This is a genomic window from Ruegeria arenilitoris, assembly GCF_013035425.1.
Lineage (GTDB): Bacteria > Pseudomonadota > Alphaproteobacteria > Rhodobacterales > Rhodobacteraceae > Ruegeria > Ruegeria arenilitoris_A.
The window spans coordinates 95,119-115,915 of record NZ_WQHX01000008.1; the positions used below are offsets into that span (position 1 = coordinate 95,119).

Genomic DNA, 20,797 nt, shown 5'->3' on the forward strand with positions numbered 1-20,797 from the left:
CGCTTACAACCACCTCTTGCGGCGGCGGTATGAGCGCACGTCACGAAAACTTTTGCGGCCTTCTTCGGACATGCCGAGATAGAATTCTTTTACGTCCGGGTTCTCACGCAGTTCAGCCGCAGGACCATCCATCACGACGCGGCCAGACTCCAGAATGTACCCATAGTGCGCAAACCGCAGGGCGACATTGGTATTTTGCTCGGCCAGTAGGAATGAAACGCCTTCTTGTTCGTTCAAATCCTTCACAATACCGAAAATCTCTTCGACCAACTGCGGCGCCAGTCCCATAGAAGGCTCGTCCAACAAAATCGTTTCCGGACGGGACATCAGCGCGCGTCCCATCGCGAGCATCTGTTGTTCGCCACCTGACGTATAACCAGCCTGAGAACGGCGGCGCTCCTGCAACCTGGGGAAATATTTGTAAACTAATTCAAGGTCTTGCTGAATAGCCGTATTGCCATCCTTCCGCGTGTAGGCCCCGGTTAGCAGATTTTCTTCGACGGTCAGGTGCTCGAAGCAGTGGCGACCCTCCATAACCTGAATAACGCCTTTCTCAACCAGATCAGCCGGGTCGCTTTCGTGAATGCTCTGGCCGCGATACTCGATTGTGCCCTTTGTAACTTCGCCTCGCTCTGAATGCAGCAAATTCGAAACCGCTTTTAGGGTTGTTGTCTTGCCAGCACCGTTGCCACCCAACAAAGCAGTGATCCCACCCTTCGGCACAGTCAGGCTCACGCCCTTCAGCACAAGGATAACGTGATTGTAGATCACCTCGATGTTGTTGACCTCAAGCAGGGTTTCCGCCTGCACGTCATTGGTTTGTGCCGCATCCAGCATCAGCGTGTCCTCATGCCTGTCCACTAGTGGACGTGGGTGTTCAGGACGGCAGCAATCTGCCGTCCCGGTTCGCTTTGCACTTTAGTTGCAGCGCGATGCGATGTTGTTTTCCGAGGCATAGGCGCCAGAGTCCGCATCAATCAGCGGGCCAATTACATCGCCGTCCGTTGCCTTGAATTCGGAAATCAGAGACCATGTTTTGTTGGCCGCATCCCATTGGGTCACACCCACCAGGGCGTCACCACCATGGTTGTCACATGACACCGCAAAGGTCGGGCCAAAATTCGGCATGCCAAGTTCCGCCATCTTCGCTTCGGTCATTTCCAATGCTTCCATGCCATCGCGCATGTCGGCAGGGGTGATGTCTGCATTACCAGAAATCTCTTGCGCCTTTTTGGCGGCTTCGGCTGCCAACATCGCCGCATAGAGACCACGGTTATAGAGAACGGTTCCGACTTGATCGCCAGCGCCAGCCGCTTTGCCCGCATCAACAACGTACTTTTTCAAGTCGTCATAAAGCGGATAGTCCGCACCAACGTTGTGGAATGTAAGCGCCTTGTAGCCATTTGCTGCCTCACCTGCAGGCAGTACGTCGTTCTCAGAGCCTGACCACCAGATGCCAATGAAGTTCTCCATTGGGAACCGGATGTTGGCGGCTTCCTGTACGGCAACCTGGTTCATGACGCCCCAACCCCACATCAGGACATAATCGGGACGATCCCGACGAATCTGAAGCCACTGCGACTTCTGTTCCTGACCTGGGTGGTCGACCGGCAATGCTACCAATTCAAAGCCATGCTTTTTCGATAGCTCCTCGAGGGTACGGATTGGTTCTTTTCCGTATGCCGAGTTGTGATAGACCAAAGCAATCTTCTTGCCATTCAGGTCGCCACCGTTTTCATCCAGCAGGTAATTGATCGCGCCCGAAGCACCATCCCAGTAGTTAGCCGGATAGTTAAAGGTATGGCTGAACACGTCACCGTTCTTTGCCGACGTTCTGCCGTACCCCATCGTGTGCATCGGAATTCCGTCTGCCATTGTTTTCGGGATCAACTGATAAGTAATCCCGGTCGACAACGGCTGGTACACAAGCGCGCCTTCGCCCTTGGTCGATTCATAGCATTCAACACCTTTCTCGGTGTTGTAGCCTGTTTCACATTCAATCACCTTGGCTGGAATACCGCCAATTCCGCCGTCACGTTCGTTCAACAGCGTGAAATAGTCAGCATAGCCATCGGCAAATGGAATGCCGCCCGCTGCGTACGGTCCGGTCCTATAGCTAAGCGATGGGAACACAAGATCGGCCATAGCCGGGCCCGCGGCCATCAGTGCGCCCAGCGCAAAGGTTGCCAGTTTCTTTTTCATCGGGTGTTTCCTCCCTTTTTTGATCCGATGTTGGTCCGGGCTTAATGCCCGTCTTTTCTTTGGGCCAGCCCCGCTCAGTGTGGGAACGGCCATAGTCTGAGTTTCTCTTTCGCGACGCGCCAAAGCTGCGCCAAGCCGTGTGGCTCAAGGATCAGGAAAATGATGATCAACGCACCTACGATCACCAATTGCAGGTGGGCAACGATATCTGTCGGCCAACCCAACCAATCGGCTCCGACAACTTTTAGAACCACCGGTAACAGCACCAGGAATGCAGCGCCCGCAAAGGATCCGAAAATCGAGCCTAACCCGCCGATAATGACCATGAACAATACCAGAAATGATTTCTGGATGCCGAACACTTCGCCAACTTCGACAGCGCCGAGATATACCGCAAAAAACAGTGCACCAGATACTCCTACAAAGAACGAGCTGACTGCAAACGCGGTAAGTTTCGCTTTTAGAGGGTTAACTCCGATTATCTCGGCGGCGATATCCATATCGCGGATTGCCATCCACGTGCGCCCGGTTGTGCCGCGTGTAAGGTTGCGAGCAATAATGGCGCAAACAGTCAGGAAGATCAGGCAGAACAGATACGTCGCCCACGCCGGAGCGTTTGGCCCCGTGATGATAATGCCGAATACATCGCGTTCAGGTGCGTTGATCTGGCCTGATGCAGAGTAGTTGTAGAACCACGGCACTCGGTTAAAAAGCCAGACCAGAAAAAACTGGGCTGCAAGCGTGGCAACGGCCAAGTAAAAACCTTTTATTCGCAGCGAAGGCAACCCGAATAACACGCCGACAAGAGCTGTGATGCCGCCCGCTAGCAAAACGTGAATGAACATGCTGACATCGGGAAAGGCGGTCATCAGTTTGTAACAGGCGTATGCACCGACCGCCATAAATCCGCCTGTACCAAGACTGACTTGCCCGCAATATCCAACCAGAATATTCAACCCAATTGCGGCGATCGCATAGATCAGAAATGGCAGCAGAAGGGCGTTTGCCCAATAATCATTGATGACAAATGGAATAATGCCGAACGCCACCGCTAAAACAAAGTAATACCGATATCTGTCAAACTTGATTGGGAAAGTCTGGCTGTCATCCACGTAGGAGACTTTGAAGTCCCCTGCTTCACGATAGAACATGTCTTACTTTCCCCATTCTTCTTGCGCCCGGTTTCGAGTGGCGGCGTCCAATTGATTGGACCCTTTTGCATATCCGCTCGATTCTGAGGCGCGCACTAGTTTCATGTAAGCCAGAACTCCTGTGACCAGCCCGGCAAATGCGAGCAAGGCGGCGACAACCATCTGGCTTTGACTAAGACTGTCAGAGGTGACAGCGATATAACCAAATGCCCAGAAGCCAGCCCAAGCAATGACATTGACGATGGCGATCAGCTTTTGCATCGCTACACCCTCTCGATGATTTTCTCGCCGAACAGACCTTGTGGCCGGAACACAAGAAAGATCAGGGCCAAGACGTAGGCAAACCAATTCTCCGTGGCACCGCCAACCATGGGACCTATAGTAAACTCGAACAGCTTCTCGCCGACTCCAATGATCAACCCGCCCACAATCGCGCCCGGGATCGATGTGAACCCACCCAGCATGAGGACTGGCAATGCCTTAAGAGCGATCAGCGATAATGAAAACTGCACTCCGGACTTGGTTCCCCACATTATGCCCGCGACCAGCGCGACAAAACCGGCGACTGACCACACCATCACCCATATGAAATTCAGCGAAATTCCGACTGACAACGCAGCTTGGTGATCGTCCGCAACCGCACGCATCGCCCGGCCCTGTTTGGTATACTGGCTGAATGCAACCAGAGCTGCCACCAACAAAGCTGCGATGACCGTGGCCACAATATCCAGATTATCGATGAAGAAGCCGTACCCGAATATGTTGAACGTTGCCTCGTCAATCCACAGGTTGATGCCTTGCGGCAAACCAACATCCAGTGTCTTGATCTCGGACCCCCACATCAGATCCGCAACACCCTCCAGGAAGTAGGCCAATCCTATCGTGGCCATAAACAGGATAATAGGTTCCTGGCCGACCAGATGCCGCATTACGAACCTTTGCACCGCCCATGCCAGAAAGACCATGACGGCCATAGTCAAAAGGATGGCCACGAACGCCGGTATATTCCAGCCAAACTTATGAATATGTGTTCCAAAAACGGCGTTGATCAGATGTGCAAACGGCACCTGACCGTTCATTATGCCCACCAGTGTCATAGCTGCAAACAAGGCCATAACACCTTGCGCATAATTGAAAATTCCTGACGCTTTGTAGATCAGAACAAAGCCTAGCGCGACCAGCGCATACAGTACACCGGCCATCAAACCGTTGAGGATGACCTCCATCGCAAATACCAGTTGCTCAGGCATTATTACCCTCCCAAATGTCAGACCGGAAATTAGTCATGGCTGACTCCCAAATAGGCGTCGATAACTTCTTGGTTGTTGCGCACCTCATCAGGTGTGCCGTCACCAATTTTGCGCCCGTAATCCATCACGACCACACGGTCACTCAGGTCCATCACAACGCCCATGTCATGTTCGATCAAAGCAATGGTGGTGCCGAATTCATCATTCACATCGAGGACAAAACGGCTCATGTCCTCTTTCTCTTCAACATTCATTCCAGCCATCGGCTCGTCCAATAACAACAGTTTTGGCTCGGCCGCCAAAGCACGGGCCAGTTCCACACGCTTTTTCAAGCCATAAGGCAGCCGCGAAACTGGCGTTTTGCGAATGTGCTGAATTTCGAGAAAGTCGATAATTTTTTCGACCGCTTCACGATTTTCGACTTCTTCTGCCTCGGCCTTTCCCTTCCACAATGCCTGCTGGAAGATATTTGTTTTCATGTAGTTAAGGCGTCCCGTCATCACATTATCCAACACGCTCATTCCTTCGAACAATGCAATGTTCTGGAACGTTCGAGCGATGCCTTGCCGCGCAACCTCGTAAGGGCGCATCTGAGGGCGCTTTGCGGCATGAAACCAAACCTCACCTTCTTGCGGTAAGTAAAACCCTGAGATCACGTTCAACATCGAAGACTTGCCGGCTCCGTTGGGGCCAATGATGGCGCGGATTTCGCCTTCGCGGATATCAAACGAAATATCCTTGATCGCCACCACGCCGCCAAAACGCAGGGTGATGTTTTTCATCTCCATCACCACGCCACCGATCTTTCGGCCATCTTCGGTGATATATCCTTCGGAGTTATCCAGCATCCGTGGCTCCTTGACTTACGCAAAAACGGGAAACCGAATGAGGCGGCGACAGCAGGTCGAGAGGCGCACTGTGGGCAATCATTCTGCGGCCACCCTGTGTTCAGTAGACTTTACAACTGGCGCATCGACGATTTCTAAGGTTGCACTGATCGAACCCTTGCGACCGTCTTCGTATGTGACTTCAGTGGTCGTAGATACGGTTTTTGAACCGTCATAGAGCGCATCTATGATGTCCTGAAACTTTTCTTCGACAAAGCGACGGCGCACTTTTCGGGTTCTGGTCATTTCGCCATCATCGGCATCCAGTTCTTTGTGTAGAACCACAAAGCGGTGCACCTGACAGCCCGATAGCATCTCGTCTGCTGCAACTGACTTGTTCACCTCTTTAACATGGCTGCGTATGGTCTCTAATACTCGGGGGTGGCCGGTTAATTCCTGATAGGAGGCATAAGCTACGTTGTTCCGTTCCGCCCAATTGCTCACGGCCGTCAGGTCAATATTGATAAAAGCTACGCAACGGTCTTTTCCATTGCCGAACAGAACGACCTCAAGGATGTCAGGATAAAACTTTAGTTTGTTTTCAACATACTTGGGGGCAAACATCGATCCGTCAGCCATTTTGCCGACATCTTTAGCGCGGTCGATAATACGCAGATGGCCGGATTCTTCTTCGATAAATCCGGCATCGCCTGTGGCAACCCATCCTTCAGCATCCTTTGTTGACGCAGTAGACTCGGGGTTCTTGAAATATTCGACAAACACCCCGGGCGAGCGATAGTGAATCTCACCTGTATCGTCGATTTTCAGTTCGACGTCCGGCGCTGGCACGCCCACAGTGTCAGCTCGGACCTCGCCGTCCGGCTGAATAGTAATAAATACAGTTGCTTCGGTCTGACCGTATAGCTGTTTTAGATTTATTCCCAGTGACCGATAAAAGTCGAAAATTTCAGGCCCGATCGCTTCGCCTGCCGTATAGCCGACCCTGAATCGACCGTATCCCAAGGTGTCTTTCAGCGGTCCGTATACCAGCAAATTGCCCAATGCATATTTCATGCGATCGGCAAGTCCTACTTGACCACCGTCAAGCAGACGGCCACCCACTTTCTTCGCGTGCGCCATAAAATAACGGAACATCCGCTGCTTCAGATTGCTCGCATCCTCCATCCTAATCATGACGTTTGTTAGCTGAGTTTCGAATACACGCGGCGGAGCAAAGAAATATGTCGGCCCGATCTCACGCAGATCGGTCATCATCGTATCGGCACTTTCGGGGCAATTTACGCAGAACCCGCACCAATAGGCCTGTCCGATCGAAAAAATGAAATCCCCGACCCAAGCCATTGGTAAATAGGAAAGTATATCCTCTTTCTGGTTCAGGTGATCAAAGTCCGACGAATTCTTAGCGCTTTCGATAACGTTCCGGTTCGACAATACTACGCCCTTGGGCTTGCCCGTGGTGCCCGACGTATAAAGCATTACACAAGTGTCGTCGTAAGTGATTTCAGAGATACGTTTGTCCAGTTCGGCATCAAATCTCGCGTGCCCGGCGCTTCCCTCGGCCATGATGTCGGACAAAGCATTCATCTGGCTGTGGTCGTATTTCCGCATCCCCCGCTTGTCGGTGTAGAGGATATGTTTGACCTGATGCAGGTTTTGCTGGATCTCGATAACTTTGTCGACCTGCTCCTGATCGCCGCATACTACGTACTTTGCGCCGCAGTGCTCCATCACATAAGCCATCTCTTCAGCGACGGATTCCTGATAAAGCGGCACTGGCACGGCGCCCACCATTTGCGCCGCTACCATCGACCAATAATGTGCCGGACGGTTGCGTCCGATCACGGCAATGTGGTCCCCTTTTTCGACGCCAATTTCAAGAAAACCCAATGCAATCGACCGAACCTCTTTGGCTGTTTCAGCCCAGGACCAGCATTGCCAGATTCCAAACTCTTTTTCCCGATAGGCCGGGGCATCGCCAAATTGAGTCGCATTGCGATGAAGCAGCGCCGGAAGAGAATACATCCCTTCGGCGCCCGACAGCGTCTGAGCCAATCTTTTTTCCTCCCTGTCCAACCCCTCCCAGGGTCGGAAATGGCGGGTCCGGACCATACCCCGGCCGCCTGCGTCCCGATTAGGAACACAAGAACGATCAGCGTCAACTTTTTCCTGATGTTTTCTCAATTCTTACGAATTGTAACAGGGTGCGCAAAGCGCAGAGTGGCGGCGGATCTGTAAAAAAGGCAGTCAAGTCGGCATGAAAAAATTGTATTTTATTGCATTCGTCTCTTTGATCTCAGAAGAAGCGCCAACAGCACAAGAAAAACCACGGCAAAGACTGGAATCGCAACAAAAGTGATTGGCAGGCAGATGAAGACATCCCCATGTTCCTTCATCATCTCGTCGCACTCGTTAAGTTCAAATGGCAAATAGCAGATCAAAGCGATTAGCAGTACGCCTGATAGAATTGTAAATTTTTTAGTCATGAAAAATCACATCAAAATAACCGCTGGGTTTCAATTACTTCACACTCACAACCAATCCCGCAAAATCGGAATCAATGGCACGTCTGCTGCAGGCATCGGATAATTGCGTAAATCTTGCGCGCGGACCCACTTCAGCGCCTGACCTTCTTTGGACTGCGGTATACCTTCCCATTTGCGGCAGGCAAAGAGTGGCATCAGCAGATGGAAGTCATCATAACTGTGGCTGGCAAAAGTGAGCGGCGCCAGGCACGAGGCCCAAGTATCGATGCCAAGTTCCTCGTGCAATTCGCGGATCAGCGCGGATTCTGGCGTTTCACCATGTTCGATCTTGCCTCCGGGAAATTCCCACAAGCCGGCCATGGATTTACCTTCGGGGCGCTGCGCCAACAACACCCTTCCTTCGATATCAATCAGGGCAACTGCAGAGACTAATATGGTCTTCACGAGCGATAATCCGCGTTTATCTCGATGTAGCCGTGGGTCAGGTCACAGGTCCAAACAGTGGATGCTCCATCGCCCAGCCCAAGATCGACGGCAATAACCAGGTCCTGACCTTTCATATAATCTGCGGCGTCTTCCTCACGGTAACCCGGGCTGACCCAGCCGTTTTCAGCCACCAGAATATCACCAAAGGAAATACTCAACTTGTCGCGGTCTGCTGCCGCTCCTGATTTTCCGATCGCCATTACAACACGGCCCCAATTCGGGTCTTCGCCTGCTATTGCAGTTTTCACAAGCGGTGAGTTGGCAATTGCCGATCCGTGGACCTTGGCATCGCCGTCCGAAACGGCTCCTGTAACGCGGACCTCCACGAACTTCGTTGCACCTTCTCCGTCGCGGACGACTTGCTGAGCCAAGTCCAGCATTACGGTTTCCAGCGCTTGGGCAAATTCCGCGCTCCCGGTTACGTCCGCGCCGGAAGCGCCGGTTGCACACAGCAGTAACGTGTCAGATGTCGACGTGTCACTATCGACGGTTATACAGTTAAAAGTTCGATCTGTTTGAGTGCTCAACAGGCTTTGCAACTCTGATTGTTTCACCACCGCATCCGTGAATATGTATACCAGCATCGTCGCCATATCTGGCGCGATCATTCCCGACCCCTTGGCTATCCCTGCAATAGAGACTGTTTTTCCACCGATTTCGACCTTTGTACTGGCCCCCTTGGGAAATGTGTCGGTGGTCATAATTGCCCGGGCGGCATCTTCAATCGCGTGGCGACTGAGCCGAGATTTAAGCGCTTCAAGCTTTGAGACAATTCTATCGTGGGGTAATGGCTCGCCAATGACGCCTGTCGACGATGTGAATACCCTTTCAATTGGCACGCCGGTGGCTTTGGCGACGGCCTGTGTCAACTCCGTCACCGAAGTCTGACCGTATTGACCCGTAAACGCGTTTGCGTTGCCTGAGTTCACAAGAATTGCTGCCGGCTTATCGTTGGCGCCGCCAATTTTTTCCTGACAGTCGAGAACTGGTGCTGCACGGGTTGCTGAACGCGTAAAAACTCCGGCAATCGAAGTGCCGGGGTCCAAAACTGCCAACATGACGTCTGTGCGACCCCGGTAGCGTACTCCAGCCTCAACCGTGGCAAATCGCACGCCATCGATCGATGGCAATTCTGGAAAGCCCGCTGGAGCAAGCGGGGAAACTTTGGTGATCGCGGCCACGTTTGGTCTACTCCTGAATTAGGTCCAACTGACGGATAATTTCCGGACCGGCGCCCTCAATTTCAGGGCGTTCGATTTTGGACTGTTCGGTCAATTCGTCCAACCGGGCCTGGATAGCGTCCTGCCGAATGGTTTGAGCCAATTCTTCACGAATAGCGTCGAGTTCAGGTGCCTTTGATTTGCGCCGGTCATTCAGAATCACAAGGTGCCAGCCAAATTGGGTTTGCACCGGTTCCGAAACTTGACCCTTTTCCAGTTCGACGACCGCAGATTCAAACTCAGGAACCATCTGTCCTTTCCCGAACCAACCAAGTGCACCGCCATTCGGACCAGAGGGGCCCGTGGACTTCTCTTTTGCCATTTCCGCAAAGTCTGCTCCATCTTCGAGCTGAGCCTTTATTGCCTTGGCCTCATCTTCGGTTTCCACAAGGATATGGCTTGCGTCGAACTCGTCGTCGCCTTCAAAATCTGCGAACCGCGCATCATAAGCGGCCTGAATTGCCTCTTCGGTGACTTCTGTTTCGGTGATGGCATTCACGGTTTGCACAGCAAGCAGTGATCGCGACTCGTTTTCCAACGTCAGGGCATTTCTTTGGGTCAGGTTCTCTTGCTGCTGGCTTAGAAGTTGCTGCTGAACCAACTGCTCGAGAATAAAGTCGTATAAAACCTCATCCTCCAACTGCTGGTACTGCTGCGGCAGGTTTGCAGTCGTTGCAATGACGTGACCCAATGTGATCTCGTCACCATTGACGCGGGCCGCAACTGTTTTCGCATCTGGCTTGGTTTCAGCGACAAGCGGCAGCGCCATCACGGCAGCAAATGCCAACGATGGCAAAAAAGTGAGGCCTTTGGGCATGGAATCATCCTATTTTCTTGCCACGACAGGGCGCGGCGTTGACACTCTGGAACCTGCCGCTTACATCGCTTTGAAGCCTTGGACAGGGCCGCCTTTCACCCCCCGTATCTATGGGTTGCGCGCAAGGTGGGCAAGCCTGTCGCAACCAAGACAAGATTTGATCCGCTGGAGTGAACATGCTGGGACTCGGAACGCTCGCCAAAAAGGTGTTCGGAACACCGAACGACCGCAAGATCAAGGCGACCCGCCCCCTGATCGAAAAGATCAACGCGATGGAGCCAGAGTTTGAAAAACTGTCGGATGAAGGCCTGAAGGAAAAAACCGAAGAATTGCGTAAGCGCGCGCTGGGCGGCGAAAGCCTGGATGACCTGATGCCAGAGGCGTTCGCAAATGTGCGGGAGGGTGCGAAGCGAGCTTTGGGCCTGCGTGCATTTGATGTACAGTTGATGGGCGGCGCCTTCCTGCACCAAGGCAACATATCCGAGATGAAAACAGGTGAAGGCAAGACTCTGGTCGCTACTTTCCCTGCTTATCTGAACGCATTGACGGGTAAAGGTGTTCACGTTGTTACGGTAAACGAATACTTGGCCAAACGAGATGCCGAGTGGATGGGCAACGTATTCAATGCCGTGGGCATGACAACTGGTGTAATTTGGTCCGGCCAACCCGACGACGAGAAGATGGCTGCTTATAATTGCGACGTCACCTATACCACCAACAACGAACTGGGATTTGACTACCTTCGCGACAATATGAAGGCGGACCTGAACCAGGTTTACCAAAAGCACCACAACTTCGCGATCGTGGACGAAGTTGATTCGATCCTGATCGACGAGGCGCGAACACCTCTTATTATCTCAGGCCCCTCTCAGGATCGCTCGGACTTGTACACTGCAATCGATGCCGTGATCCCGACCCTTAACGAAGAACACTTTACACTGGACGAAAAGACCAGAAACGTGACGTTCACGGACGAAGGCAACGAATTTCTCGAGCAACAGCTGATCGCTGCAGGTCTGCTTCCCGAAGGTCACTCGCTCTACGACCCAGAAAGCACGACTGTAGTGCACCATGTCAATCAGGGACTGCGTGCGCACAAACTGTTCGTGCGAGATAAGGACTACATCGTTCGGGATGGTAATGTCGTTTTGATTGATGAGTTCACTGGGCGCATGATGCCAGGGCGACGTCTGTCGGAAGGTTTGCACCAAGCCATCGAAGCCAAGGAAGGTGTTCAAATTCAACCTGAAAACGTGACCCTTGCAAGCGTGACGTTCCAAAATTACTTCCGCCTTTATGAAAAACTAAGCGGCATGACCGGGACCGCTTTGACCGAAGCTGAAGAGTTTGCCGAGATTTACGGTCTTGGCGTCGTCGAAGTACCCACGAACAAACCAATCGCACGCGAGGATCGCGACGACCAAGTCTATCGCACCGCTGCGGAAAAATACGACGCTATGATCCAGCAAACCAAAAAGGCCGCCGACAAAGGCCAACCGGTTTTGTTGGGTACGACATCCATCGAAAAGTCAGAACTGCTCAGCCAGCTGTTGACCAAAGAAGGTATCGAGCACAACGTCCTGAATGCTCGTCAACACGAGAAAGAAGCGCAAATCGTGGCAGACGCTGGCCGTTTGGGTGCGGTTACCATCGCCACGAATATGGCTGGTCGAGGTACAGATATTCAACTAGGCGGAAATGTCGAGTTGAAGGTTTTGCAGGCCTTGGCTGAAAATCCCGAAGCTGATCCGGCCGAGCTGCGCGCTGCCGAAGAAGCGCGGCATGCTGAAGAAAAAGAAAAAGTACTGGACGCCGGGGGTCTGTACGTCATGGCCTCAGAGCGTCATGAAAGTCGCCGCATCGACAACCAGCTGCGTGGCCGGTCAGGCCGGCAGGGCGATCCGGGTCGCACTGTTTTCTACCTGAGCCTCGAAGACGATCTGATGCGCATCTTTGGCTCGGAAAGACTGGACAAGGTGTTGACCACGTTGGGAATGAAAGAAGGTGAGGCGATTATCCACCCGTGGGTAAACAAGTCACTGGAACGCGCTCAGTCCAAGGTCGAAGGGCGAAACTTCGACATGCGCAAAAACGTCCTCAAGTTCGACGATGTCATGAACGATCAGCGCAAGGTAATATTTAGCCAAAGGCGCGAGATTATGTCCTCGGACGACCTGTCAGATATCGTTTCGGACATGCGCGAGCAGGTGATCGAAGACCTGATCGACGAATTTATGCCGCCAAAAACATATGCTGACCAATGGGATGTAGACGGTCTGTACGAAGCCGTTAAAGAAAAGCTGACCATCGATGCTCCGGTTCAGGACTGGGCAGCCGAAGAAGGCGTGGACGACGAAGAAATACGCGAGCGTTTGGTCAAAGCAGCCGACGAAATGATGGCTCAGAAGGCAGTCGCCTTTGGTCCGGAAAACATGCGAAACATCGAAAAGCAGGTTCTGTTGCAGACAATTGACACCAAATGGCGAGAGCATCTGCTGACGTTGGAGCACCTGCGTTCAGTTGTTGCGTTCCGCGGCTACGCCCAGCGTGATCCGCTGAATGAGTACAAGAATGAGAGCTTCCAGCTTTTCGAGGGCATGCTTGACGGCCTGCGCGAAACCGTCACACAGCAATTGTCGCGTGTTCGCCCTCTGACCGAAGAAGAACAGAAGGAAATGCTAGCGCAGATGGCAGCGCAACAGGCTCAGGCACAACAGGCGGTGGATCAGGCGACAAATCGAGCCGAAGCAGTAGCAGAGGCCGAAGCTTCGGGTGATGCTTTGCCTGGATTTGTAGAAGACGATCCATCAACTTGGGGCAATCCGTCGCGTAACGACAAATGCCCCTGCGGATCTGGAAAGAAGTTTAAGCACTGTCATGGGCGCCTGACTTAAACCAGCCCAATTCCGGACACAATGACTCCGCCGCACGGCCACATATAAGCCGTGATTGTTAAAGAGAGTCAGAGTCGCTCCGGTTATTGGGGATGGTGAATTGTTTGTTGTAAGAAACTACGTGACCATGGGTGGCACTGTGGCATGCGCCCTGGCAATTGGTTATCTGATGCAGAATGGTTCTGCAGGACGGGCCGACCAAGTCGAAGCTGTTGGTGAACTAACGGAATCTGATCAAGCTTCGGTGCTGGCCGGACTTGAAAGAATTACTTTAACGTCTTCTCCGACGCCGTCTCATAGTCCAACTTTGGCGTTCGGGCCTCAAAGGGGCTTGCAGCGTGCGCAACCTGTTCCACAAACGAATTGTTCCCTGAATGCTCGAGCGACGGCAGCACCTGACGCCTCGGCACGTTTGACGTTAAAAGCTCCGTGCCATCAGAACGAGCAAGTCCAGATCCTTCACAGCGGCCTTACTTTTACTGCGTCCACCGATGCTAACGGCACACTGAAACTGACTGTTCCAGCTCTCTCTGAATATGCGATTTTCCTGATCTCTTTTGGCGATGACAAAGGTACAGTTGCAACGACGCATGTTCCCGATATTGAGGCATTTGAACGTGTGGCTTTGCAGTGGCAAGGCGAGACCGAACTACAACTACACGCGCTGGAGTTTGGCGCAAGTTATGGGGACGACGGCCACGTTTGGGCAAGTTCGGAATCCAATGGTACAGGTTCGGTAATTCATTTAGGTCAACCTGAAAATTCAGGGACGCGCCAGGCCCAGATTTATTCTTACCCCAACGGACCCGAAACGCCGACAGGCGAAATAGCACTGAGTCTGGAAGCAGAAGTAACCGAAGCCAATTGCGGTAGCGCGTTGAACGTGCAGACGCTGGAGCTTCGGGGCGACCGGCGCCTGCGATCCCGAGACCTAACAGTGACACTGCCTGACTGTTCAACTTCAGAGGACTTTCTGGTGTTGAATAATCTGCTTCAAGACCTGACAATCGCCGCAAAGTAAGGGCAGTCAGGTCAACGGGCAAAAATGGCAATTTTTCGTGCGGCGATTATTGCGCTGATCGGCGTAGTCGCCGCAACCAGCACACTCGCTCAAGACATCACTCTGACTTCGCATGACGGCAAGGTCGAAGTAGTCGGAACTCTTTTGGGTTACGACGGTGAGTTCTATCGATTGGAAACCCAGTTTGGCGAACTGACGATCGATGGCTCTGGCGTGACCTGTGATGGCCCAGCGTGTCCAAATTTGATCGACTACGTTGCTGAAATTCGGTTCTCCGGTTCTTCCGTAATGGCGGAAGCACTTTTGCCAGCATTGTTAAAGGACTTTGCACAACGAGAAAACCTGACCGTCAGCCGCCAAGAAGTAGACGGTCGGGAAACTATTTATGGTCTGCTTCAATCCGATCGCAAGGCGGCGTTGGCCAAATTTTTTATCCGCTCAACAGATACAGGCGGCGGATTTGAAGACCTCGTCAACAACAAGGCAGATGTTGTTCTTGCTCAGCGAGAGGTTCGACAATCTGAGATGGATGCGGCCAAGGCAGCTGGCCTGGGTGATCTTTCCCATCCAGTACGGTCACGTGTTTTGGCGCTGGACGCCATTGTGCCAATGGTTTCCTCAGACAATCCCGTGCAAAATATTTCGCTATCAGATCTGGTGCGCGTTTTTGCTGGCGATATTGCGAACTGGTCAGAGTTAGGGGGGCCAGACGCTCCGATTTCTTTGCACTTACCTCCAAATGGTTCGGGACTTGCACAAGCCGTTGACGATCAGTTGCTATTCCCGTCAAAAACAACACTTTCCGATGATGTCATTAGGCACACTCAAATTCGTAAGTTGACCCAAACCGTCGTCAATGACCCATTTTCTATCGCGATCGGCAGTCTTGCGGAAATCGGGGATGCACGCGCCCTGGCACTGTCAGGAGGATGCGGGCATGAAATTACCGCCACACGCAAATCGGTGAAGACCGAAGATTACCCACTGACCGCGCCTATGTTCTTGTATCTTCCGCAATATCGCCTGCCTCGAATTACCCGACAGTTTTTAGCTTATACGCAAACTCCTGCGGCCCAAGTCGTGATCCGCAAAGCAGGGCTGGTCGATCAGGAACCAGAAACAATACGCATAGGGCTGCAGGGCGATCGCCTTGCAAATTCGATTGCTTCTGGCGGAGCCGAAGTTGGTCTTGATGAACTGCAACGCATGATTGAAGTCTTACGCCCAATGTCCAGGCTGACTCTTTCATTTCGATTTGAGACCGGATCCTCGCGCCCGGATGCTCAATCCCGATCTAACATATTACAACTGGCGCAGGCTCTCGAGGGAGGCGTGTTCGATGCACGCAAACTGACTTTTGTTGGTTTCAGCGACGGCGAGGGACCAGCTTCTTCGAATGCACAAATAGCGAAACTCAGGGCAAACACCGTTAGAAATGCTGTTCTGGCTGCGGTTGAAACAGCAATTCCAGACAGTACCGAACTAACCACCGTAGGGTTCGGCGAAGCAATGCCTATGGCCTGTGACGACACCGAATGGGGGAAAAAGATCAATCGCAGGGTCGAAATCTGGATCCAATAGACCTTACAAATATCCTTTGGCCCGAAAACTCAGCTCAGTCGATTTTCCGATTATCAAATGATCATGCAGTGTAAGACCTAGCGCCAAGCATGCGTCCTGAATTCGGTTTGTCATTTCGATATCAGATTGCGACGGCGTCGGATCACCTGACGGATGGTTATGAACCAGAATCAATGCTGAGGCGTTTAGCTCGAGCGCGCGTTTGGCAACCTCGCGCGGATAAACCGGTACGTGGTCAACTGTGCCCTTTGCTTGTTCCTCATCAGCGATCAGGACATTTTTTCGGTCCAAAAAGAAGACGCGAAATTGTTCTGTCTCTCGATGGGCCATCGTTGTGTGGCAATAGTCTAGCAAGGCGTCCCATCCGGAAATCACATGCCTCTGAATAACGCGCGCGCGCGCCATTCGATGCGCGCAAGCCTCGAGTAATTTCAGGTCGGTGATCACCGTGTCGCCTACGCCTTTCACCTTTCGCAACCGTTCTTCTGGTGCCGTTAAAACACGGTTGAAGTCACCGAAAGTGTCCATCAAAACCCGCGCCAACGGCTTAACGTCCTGCCGTGGAATCGAACGGAACAGTACAAGTTCCAGCAATTCATAGTCCGGCATAGCGGCCGAACCGCCTGACATGAACCGTTCGCGCAGCCTTTTGCGGTGATCCTTGATGTAAGATGGCAACTTACCAGAAGGCAGCGGCTGTACCGGGGCTTCGTCAATTTCAAATAGCGTCGGTGCTTCAGCAAAGGCGTCCTGTGTCATGTTTGAAATTTGCGGCAGAATCAGTTTCTGAAAGGTTAACGGCTTTCGCCTATCAGTCGAGCCGTCGCGTGGTGAGCGATCAAATGCAAGGTGATCGAAAATACACCAAGTGTAAGCATCGCTGCGAACATCAGGTCGGTCTTGGCGCGACCGTTTGCAAGCAGCATCAGATAGCCCAAACCCTGTGCCGACCCAACCCATTCGCCAATAACTGCCCCAATCGGGGCATAAATTGCCGCCAGACGCAGCCCCGTGGCCAGCGAAGGTAAAGCTGCAGGAATTCGGATGTGCCAAAGCACCGCCTTGGGGCCAATTTGCATAACGCGAGCCAGATCAAGGTAACCGGACGGAGTCCTCATTAACCCGTCGAAGAATGACGAAGTAATTGGAAAGTAAATGATAAGAACCGCCATCGCCACTTTGGACCAAAGTCCGTAACCCAGCCAAAGGGTCAACAGAGGGGCAAGAACAAAAACCGGCAGAGATTGACTAAAGACCAGTACGGGCTGAACCAACATCCGGGCAATACGCGAACTGGCAAGTTGTAGCGCGGTGGCGACGCCCAGGGCGGTACCGCAGAGCAGAGCGACAACAACCTCGACCGCTGTTGCCCATGCGTGCTCGGCGATCAGCCAGCGGTTCTGCCACCAAGTATCGGCGACCCGTACCGGACCCGGCAAGATAAATTTGGGCAGCCCAGTCAGTTCGACAAAGGCCTGCCAAACCGCAAGCCCGAATAGAACGGCGAAAAAACCGGAAAGATATTTCAAGCCGCATCCTTCCGTAGCAGGCGCAGCAATGCTCCTTGAACTTCCAGCGTTGAAAGATCATCAACGTTCCGCGGCGGCAATGTATTCGGTGGCTGAAACCGTATTAGACGTTGTTCCGTCATGACCGTGATCGAATGTCCAAGCCGGGAAGCCTCGCCAGGGTCATGAGTTACAAGCAACACTGTGCGGCCCTGCAGGGCCTCGCTCGCCAAGTCCTGCATATCTGCGCGGGTGCGTGCATCAAGTGCTGAAAATGGCTCGTCCAATAAAACGAAGGGGCAGTCCTCCATCAAAGTGCGAGCTAGGGCAACACGTTGACGCTGACCACCAGACAAAGCACCGGGTTTTTTGTTCCGGTGGTCTTGTAGACCCATCCGCTTGATCAGGTGATCCTGACGGTCAGAATCTGGTTTTTCACCCCGCAAGCGCGCGCCCAAGGACACGTTTTGAGTCACGGTCGCCCAAGGTAGCAGCAGGTCATTCTGGGCCATGTAGGCGACTCGACCAGAAATTGGCTGCTCATCGCCTGCTGTGATTTGTCCGGAAAATTTCGCTTTGGTTGCAAGTCCCGCGATCAGGCGCAGAACGGTGGTCTTGCCCACTCCTGACGCTCCCAGAAGGCAATTCCATTGCCCGGCAGCCAGAGTCAGATTCAAGGTACCGAACAAAGGAGCACCACGGATTTTCGCCGCACCACTGATTGTCAGAGAAGGCGCCTTCGTCACAGCTTTGCGTCCAAATGGCATTTGCGTGTACGCGGCTTCAATGCATTTCCTGTTGGCAAGTTTGCCGATATCGGAATAACCAACAACCCCACACACGTTGTTAAATTGGGCGTTGGAATGGGCCAAACTCTGAAAAACACACCTATGGAACGCAAAACCGTCGCGAAAAATTTCGAAAACGATACACGGCGACGATTTTGCTTGCTCATTTAATTGCTCGTGTTCGGTCATTTGTGATTTTGGTTGTCATTTCCAGTATTGCCCTTTGCTCACAAAGCCGAAGCTGCGGCCAGAACGATCTCAGCTGACCAAATTGATTGAACCGACTCTGCAGCACGCCAAGCACGCAGACCCGTCGCGCAGCACAAAACCAGTCTTTGGCCTTGTTTAGGGGCTAATTTCTGAAGCTCACCGACAGAGATTCGTGCTGCGGACGGATGAATCGGCACTGGTGCCTCAAGTGTGTCGCGCAATTCGATAATTTGATCGCGCTCGGACATTTGATTGGCTGAGACAAATGAGAAATACCGCTCAGGTTCAGGCGCATCGTCAAAACGAAATACTGTGCTGCGGCCGGTCCGGGCATCAAACTGTACTAACTGTCCCAACGGCGAAGGGTCAAAACTAAGAAGTTTATTCAGAGCCATTTGCGCCTGCATGGCCCCAATCATGCTTACGACCGGACCCAACACACCCACTGTCGCGCAGCTCGCCAAGGTATCAGGAGCATCTGGGAAAAGCGCTCGCAGAGACGGAGAGCCACCACAAAACCCGCCAACGTAACCGGACAGACCAAGGGCCGAGGCACTGATAAGCGGCTTTTTTAGCGTAAAACACACATCAGACAGCGTGTAACTAGCAGCGTAGCTGTCCGCACAATCCAAAACAACATCGGAGTCAGCAACCAATTCTGGCGCAATGTACGGTGTTAGAGCCTGTTCCAGAACGTTGGTTGTGATTTCACTGTTTATCGCACGGCATCGTTCTGCCGCGACTTGTGCCTTGGGTCGCCCGCAATCGGTTTCGCTGAACAACGTTTGGCGATGCAAGTTCGATAGTGCCACAACATCGCCATCAACGATTGTCAGATGTCCTAATCCGGCCCCTGCGAGCAGTTGCAAGACTGGCGCGGCCAACCCGCCAGCACCCACAATCAAAACACGGGCTTCGGACAAACATTTTTGTCCATGCGCGCCCACTTCCGGCAGTATTGTTTGACGCTGGTACCGGTTCACCTAGTCGCCTCAATCCATTGGATTAAACGTGACTCAGGATTCGAGTTCAGCGTTATGTCTGTCACCGCCGAAACAACATCCGCACCGGCGGCCAAGACCCCTGGCGCGCGTTCAACGCTCATGCCGCCTATCCCAACCAATGGGATACTGCCAACTCGTGACTTCCATTCTGTTACACGCGGCAGACCTTGTTGGCGCCACTTCATCTTCTTGAGAACCGTCGGATAAATCGGACCAAATGCCACATAGTCGGGGTTTATTGCCAAAGCTCTTTCAAGCTCTAGATCGTCATGGGTCGATACGCCGAGTTTTAAGCCGGCCTTCTTGATCGCCGCAAGATCGGCCCCGTCCAAATCCTGCTGTCCAAGATGAACCCAATCGCACCCCGCATCGATCGCTTCTTGCCAGTAGTCGTTAATCACCAGAACAGCGCCTTGGCTCTGGCAAAGTTCGCGTGAAATCGCGATTTCTTCGCAGACCTTGCTTTTTGGCTGGTTTTTGATGCGAAGCTGAACAAGCTTTATCCCGAAAGGCAGCATTCTACGCAACCAATCCGAGTTATCGAATATCGGGTAAAACCGGGCCAAATTCATGTTAAAAAGGCCTTCCCGATAACCGGCGTGGACGGTTCTGCCATGTCGCGAGCTTCAATGGGATCAGCCCGATGGGCTTTCGTCCCCGCCTCAATTGCCTGCGCCATAGCTCGTGCCATTTCCACTGGATCACCCGCATGGGCTACTGCGGTGTTCATCAGCACAGCATCAAAGCCCAGTTCCATCGCATGAGCCGCATGGCTAGGCAAGCCTATCCCCGCGTCTATCACCATTGGGACATCCGGAAATTCTGCACGCATGGCCCGTAAAGCATATTCATTGTTCAGCCCAAGGCCTGATCCAATTGGCGCGCCCCAGGGCATCAATATTTCGCAGCCTGCATCCAAAAGCTTTTCGCCAACAATCAGATCCTCCGTTGTGTAGGGAAAGACTTGAAACCCATCGGCGGCCAATATGCGTGCGGCTTCGACCAGCTGAAAAACATCTGGCTGCAGACTATCTGCATGACCAATGACTTCCAGCTTGATCCAGTTGGTATCAAAAACTTCTCGCGCCATGTGTGCTGTAGTCACGGCCTCTTTAACCGTGTGACATCCAGCTGTATTGGGCAGGATCAGCACGCCCAGGTCCTGGATCATCCGCCAGAAAGTTTCCCCGGCACCTGACTCACGACGCAGAGACACCGTCGCGACACTCGCCTTGCTGGCACGAAACGCCTGCGCAAGGACTGCCGGGCTTGGGTATTGAGCCGTACCCAGCATCATTCGGCTGGGCAACTGCGTCCCGTAAAAAGGTTTCACA

At 52.8% G+C, this 20,797-nt stretch carries 20 protein-coding genes; 3 read left to right on the forward strand and 17 right to left on the reverse strand.

Annotation, left to right across the window (positions count from 1 at the left end; translation table 11 throughout):
* Nucleotides 1-3: 3 nt before the first annotated feature.
* The 11 genes from GOV45_RS19270 to GOV45_RS19320 all read right to left on the reverse strand — a co-directional run bounded on the left by GOV45_RS19270 (nucleotide 4) and on the right by GOV45_RS19320 (nucleotide 10,457).
* A complete protein-coding gene (locus tag GOV45_RS19270) occupies nucleotides 4-837 on the reverse strand; it encodes an ABC transporter ATP-binding protein (RefSeq protein ID WP_170481273.1) in 834 nt (277 codons plus the stop codon).
* 81 nt (nucleotides 838-918) lie between these two features.
* Nucleotides 919-2,202 carry an ABC transporter substrate-binding protein gene (locus GOV45_RS19275; RefSeq protein WP_170480857.1) on the reverse strand — a complete coding sequence of 428 codons (1,284 nt, stop codon included), beginning with the start codon at nucleotides 2,200-2,202 and terminating at the stop codon, nucleotides 919-921.
* 74 nt (nucleotides 2,203-2,276) lie between these two features.
* Complete coding sequence (locus GOV45_RS19280; protein WP_170480859.1) at nucleotides 2,277-3,353, reverse strand: branched-chain amino acid ABC transporter permease; 1,077 nt, start codon at nucleotides 3,351-3,353, stop codon at nucleotides 2,277-2,279.
* Between the two features lie 3 nt (nucleotides 3,354-3,356).
* Nucleotides 3,357-3,614: a hypothetical protein gene (locus GOV45_RS19285; protein WP_170480861.1), complete on the reverse strand. Its 258-nt coding sequence runs from the start codon at nucleotides 3,612-3,614 to the stop codon at nucleotides 3,357-3,359.
* Between the two features lie 2 nt (nucleotides 3,615-3,616).
* Entirely contained in the window at nucleotides 3,617-4,603 is a 987-nt protein-coding gene (locus tag GOV45_RS19290) for a branched-chain amino acid ABC transporter permease (protein WP_170480863.1), read from the reverse strand.
* A gap of 29 nt (nucleotides 4,604-4,632) precedes the next feature.
* Nucleotides 4,633-5,451 (reverse strand): ABC transporter ATP-binding protein, encoded by an 819-nt coding sequence (locus GOV45_RS19295; protein ID WP_170480865.1) that lies wholly within the window; start codon nucleotides 5,449-5,451, stop codon nucleotides 4,633-4,635.
* A 78-nt stretch (nucleotides 5,452-5,529) separates the two neighbouring features.
* Nucleotides 5,530-7,473 (reverse strand): AMP-binding protein, encoded by a 1,944-nt coding sequence (locus tag GOV45_RS19300; RefSeq protein WP_170481275.1) that lies wholly within the window; start codon nucleotides 7,471-7,473, stop codon nucleotides 5,530-5,532.
* Between the two features lie 248 nt (nucleotides 7,474-7,721).
* Nucleotides 7,722-7,934 (reverse strand): hypothetical protein, encoded by a 213-nt coding sequence (locus tag GOV45_RS19305; RefSeq protein ID WP_170480867.1) that lies wholly within the window; start codon nucleotides 7,932-7,934, stop codon nucleotides 7,722-7,724.
* Between the two features lie 45 nt (nucleotides 7,935-7,979).
* Nucleotides 7,980-8,378 (reverse strand): 8-oxo-dGTP diphosphatase MutT, encoded by a 399-nt coding sequence (gene mutT, locus GOV45_RS19310; protein WP_170480869.1) that lies wholly within the window; start codon nucleotides 8,376-8,378, stop codon nucleotides 7,980-7,982.
* Nucleotides 8,375-9,601, reverse strand: a complete 1,227-nt coding sequence (gene argJ / locus GOV45_RS19315) for a bifunctional glutamate N-acetyltransferase/amino-acid acetyltransferase ArgJ (RefSeq protein WP_170480870.1) — start codon at nucleotides 9,599-9,601, stop codon at nucleotides 8,375-8,377. The genes mutT and argJ overlap by 4 nt, the downstream gene beginning before the upstream one ends.
* Before the next feature lie 7 nt (nucleotides 9,602-9,608).
* On the reverse strand, nucleotides 9,609-10,457 hold the full coding sequence (locus GOV45_RS19320) for a peptidylprolyl isomerase (RefSeq protein WP_170480872.1): 849 nt from the start codon (nucleotides 10,455-10,457) through the stop codon (nucleotides 9,609-9,611).
* A 176-nt stretch (nucleotides 10,458-10,633) separates the two neighbouring features.
* Between GOV45_RS19320 and secA the strand changes: the two genes are divergently transcribed.
* From secA to GOV45_RS19335, 3 genes are all read left to right on the forward strand, one after another.
* The gene (secA, locus tag GOV45_RS19325; protein WP_170480881.1) at nucleotides 10,634-13,351 is read left to right on the forward strand and encodes a preprotein translocase subunit SecA; all 2,718 of its coding nucleotides are present in this window, start codon (nucleotides 10,634-10,636) and stop codon (nucleotides 13,349-13,351) included.
* A gap of 100 nt (nucleotides 13,352-13,451) precedes the next feature.
* Nucleotides 13,452-14,372, forward strand: coding sequence for a hypothetical protein (locus GOV45_RS19330; RefSeq protein WP_170480883.1), 921 nt, complete (start codon nucleotides 13,452-13,454; stop codon nucleotides 14,370-14,372).
* 24 nt (nucleotides 14,373-14,396) lie between these two features.
* Nucleotides 14,397-15,953, forward strand: a complete 1,557-nt coding sequence (locus GOV45_RS19335; protein WP_170480886.1) for a phosphate ABC transporter substrate-binding/OmpA family protein — start codon at nucleotides 14,397-14,399, stop codon at nucleotides 15,951-15,953.
* A gap of 3 nt (nucleotides 15,954-15,956) precedes the next feature.
* Here GOV45_RS19335 and radC read toward each other — a convergent pair whose 3' ends face one another.
* The 6 genes from radC to GOV45_RS19365 form a co-directional block, all read right to left on the reverse strand.
* On the reverse strand, nucleotides 15,957-16,712 hold the full coding sequence (gene radC, locus GOV45_RS19340) for a RadC family protein (RefSeq protein WP_170480888.1): 756 nt from the start codon (nucleotides 16,710-16,712) through the stop codon (nucleotides 15,957-15,959).
* 35 nt (nucleotides 16,713-16,747) lie between these two features.
* Nucleotides 16,748-17,482: an ABC transporter permease gene (locus tag GOV45_RS19345; RefSeq protein ID WP_170480891.1), complete on the reverse strand. Its 735-nt coding sequence runs from the start codon at nucleotides 17,480-17,482 to the stop codon at nucleotides 16,748-16,750.
* Nucleotides 17,479-18,207 (reverse strand): ABC transporter ATP-binding protein, encoded by a 729-nt coding sequence (locus tag GOV45_RS19350; RefSeq protein WP_170481277.1) that lies wholly within the window; start codon nucleotides 18,205-18,207, stop codon nucleotides 17,479-17,481. The genes GOV45_RS19345 and GOV45_RS19350 overlap by 4 nt, the downstream gene beginning before the upstream one ends.
* 269 nt (nucleotides 18,208-18,476) lie before the next feature.
* Complete coding sequence (locus tag GOV45_RS19355) at nucleotides 18,477-19,442, reverse strand: HesA/MoeB/ThiF family protein (RefSeq protein WP_170480895.1); 966 nt, start codon at nucleotides 19,440-19,442, stop codon at nucleotides 18,477-18,479.
* Nucleotides 19,439-20,035: a thiamine phosphate synthase gene (locus tag GOV45_RS19360; RefSeq protein ID WP_170480898.1), complete on the reverse strand. Its 597-nt coding sequence runs from the start codon at nucleotides 20,033-20,035 to the stop codon at nucleotides 19,439-19,441. The genes GOV45_RS19355 and GOV45_RS19360 overlap by 4 nt, the downstream gene beginning before the upstream one ends.
* The gene (locus GOV45_RS19365) at nucleotides 20,032-20,796 is read right to left on the reverse strand and encodes a thiazole synthase (RefSeq protein ID WP_170480901.1); all 765 of its coding nucleotides are present in this window, start codon (nucleotides 20,794-20,796) and stop codon (nucleotides 20,032-20,034) included. Before GOV45_RS19365 ends, GOV45_RS19360 begins: the two co-directional genes overlap by 4 nt.
* Between the last annotated feature and the right edge of the window lies 1 nt (nucleotide 20,797).

Coding starts and splice junctions, on each gene's coding strand:
- GOV45_RS19270 (WP_170481273.1), bottom strand. CDS start 837: ATGCTGGATGCGGCACAAACCAATGACGTGCAGGCGGAAACCCTGCTT.
- GOV45_RS19320 (WP_170480872.1), bottom strand. CDS start 10,457: ATGCCCAAAGGCCTCACTTTTTTGCCATCGTTGGCATTTGCTGCCGTG.
- GOV45_RS19360 (WP_170480898.1), bottom strand. CDS start 20,035: ATGAATTTGGCCCGGTTTTACCCGATATTCGATAACTCGGATTGGTTG.
- GOV45_RS19305 (WP_170480867.1), bottom strand. CDS start 7,934: ATGACTAAAAAATTTACAATTCTATCAGGCGTACTGCTAATCGCTTTG.
- GOV45_RS19280 (WP_170480859.1), bottom strand. CDS start 3,353: ATGTTCTATCGTGAAGCAGGGGACTTCAAAGTCTCCTACGTGGATGAC.
- GOV45_RS19300 (WP_170481275.1), bottom strand. CDS start 7,473: ATGTATTCTCTTCCGGCGCTGCTTCATCGCAATGCGACTCAATTTGGC.
- GOV45_RS19290 (WP_170480863.1), bottom strand. CDS start 4,603: ATGCCTGAGCAACTGGTATTTGCGATGGAGGTCATCCTCAACGGTTTG.
- GOV45_RS19275 (WP_170480857.1), bottom strand. CDS start 2,202: ATGAAAAAGAAACTGGCAACCTTTGCGCTGGGCGCACTGATGGCCGCG.
- secA (WP_170480881.1), top strand. CDS start 10,634: ATGCTGGGACTCGGAACGCTCGCCAAAAAGGTGTTCGGAACACCGAAC.
- GOV45_RS19335 (WP_170480886.1), top strand. CDS start 14,397: ATGGCAATTTTTCGTGCGGCGATTATTGCGCTGATCGGCGTAGTCGCC.
- GOV45_RS19295 (WP_170480865.1), bottom strand. CDS start 5,451: ATGCTGGATAACTCCGAAGGATATATCACCGAAGATGGCCGAAAGATC.
- GOV45_RS19285 (WP_170480861.1), bottom strand. CDS start 3,614: ATGCAAAAGCTGATCGCCATCGTCAATGTCATTGCTTGGGCTGGCTTC.
- radC (WP_170480888.1), bottom strand. CDS start 16,712: ATGACACAGGACGCCTTTGCTGAAGCACCGACGCTATTTGAAATTGAC.